Annotated in this window: 2 protein-coding genes; both read right to left on the bottom strand. The window is 45.6% G+C overall.

What is annotated here, in order from left to right; genetic code table 11:
• A partial coding sequence (locus tag AAEY87_RS13815; protein WP_350657582.1) for a molybdopterin-binding protein occupies positions 1–297 on the bottom strand: 297 nt, incomplete at its 3' end.
• 59 nt (positions 298–356) lie between these two features.
• Positions 357–1,241 (bottom strand): GTP 3',8-cyclase MoaA (gene moaA, locus AAEY87_RS13810; RefSeq protein ID WP_350657581.1); only part of this gene is annotated, 885 nt, incomplete at its 5' end.

Below are 1,241 nucleotides of genomic sequence, written 5' to 3'. Positions count from 1 at the left end.
AATCGATTTATCAAACAAAACACTCACTGCCTCTGGCATGCTGTCTCTGATATAGAAACCGGTACCACCTGTGGTAATCACGGCATGGACTTTTGGATCAGCAATCCAGCCGCTGATAACGGCTCTTATCTGATAGATATCATCGGTAATGATCTTGCGATCAGCTAAGGTATGACCTGCTTCGGTCAAGCTATCTGCTAGATACTGCCCTGAGGTATCTTCTGCAAGGGTACGACTGTCAGAGACGGTTAGAATAGCAATGTTAAGGGGGATAAACTCGGCAGCGGGCTTGCTCATAAGGATTCCTCGGGAAATATGTTTTTAATGGTTAAAATGAAAGTGGATGGCTGACCAACCTAACCACCGATAATCGATAGATTATGCATAATACCGCTATTGGACTCATGCAAATGATGATGTTCAGGTTTGATCGGCATAAAGCTATGTAAGGTATCAACGAGTCCTTGCACATCATTCTGTTGTAGATGATCTCTGATATCGTAGTTGCCTTGGTCAAATAAGCACAAATGTACTTTGCCTTGGCTACTGACCCGTAGACGGTTACAGGTATCACAGAAGTGTTCAGCGTAAGGGGCAATCATACCGATGCGTCCAACATAGTCTGGATGACTGTATTCTACTGCTGGACCATCGCTACTACCACGCTCATGGGGTTGCCAGCCATGCTCTATCAGATAGTCGATGATGGTGTCAGAATGGGCATGCTGGGCAAAGAACAAATCACTGTTATCACTGGTTTGCATAAATTCAATAAAGCGGTAAGTGACGGGTCTGTCTTTGACATAGTCGATGGCGGTGACTAGGTTTTCGAAAGCGGTCTCTGCCATCAGCACGCTGTTTATCTTAAGTTTGATATCCGTGGTTTCTAATAAGGTATCCATGTCAGCGAGCAGCTGAGGTAAGGTATTAAAGCCAGTCATCTTATGAAAGGTGGCTGCATCAAAGCTGTCCATGCTGATGTTGAGCTGATTAAGACCAGCGGCTTGCCAACTGGCTAAGTGTTTACCAAGTTTATAACCGTTACTGGTCATGGCAACGGTTTCTATGCCTTCGGTTTGTTTAATGGTTTGAATAATCTCGACCACGTCACGGCGAATGGAGGGTTCACCGCCTGTGATTCTGACCTTTTTAGTACCAACTTGGGCAAAACCGCGAATAAGAGTAGCAATCTCAGGGATGCTGAGCTCGTCATCAGGGCGCTTGCCTTGGTAGCCATTGGG

This window comes from Psychrobacter sp. S1-30-MNA-CIBAN-0213, assembly GCF_040309845.1.
GTDB lineage: Bacteria > Pseudomonadota > Gammaproteobacteria > Pseudomonadales > Moraxellaceae > Psychrobacter.
Note: the sequence above shows the minus strand (reverse complement) of the source record. Positions and strands in the feature narration are given on the sequence as shown.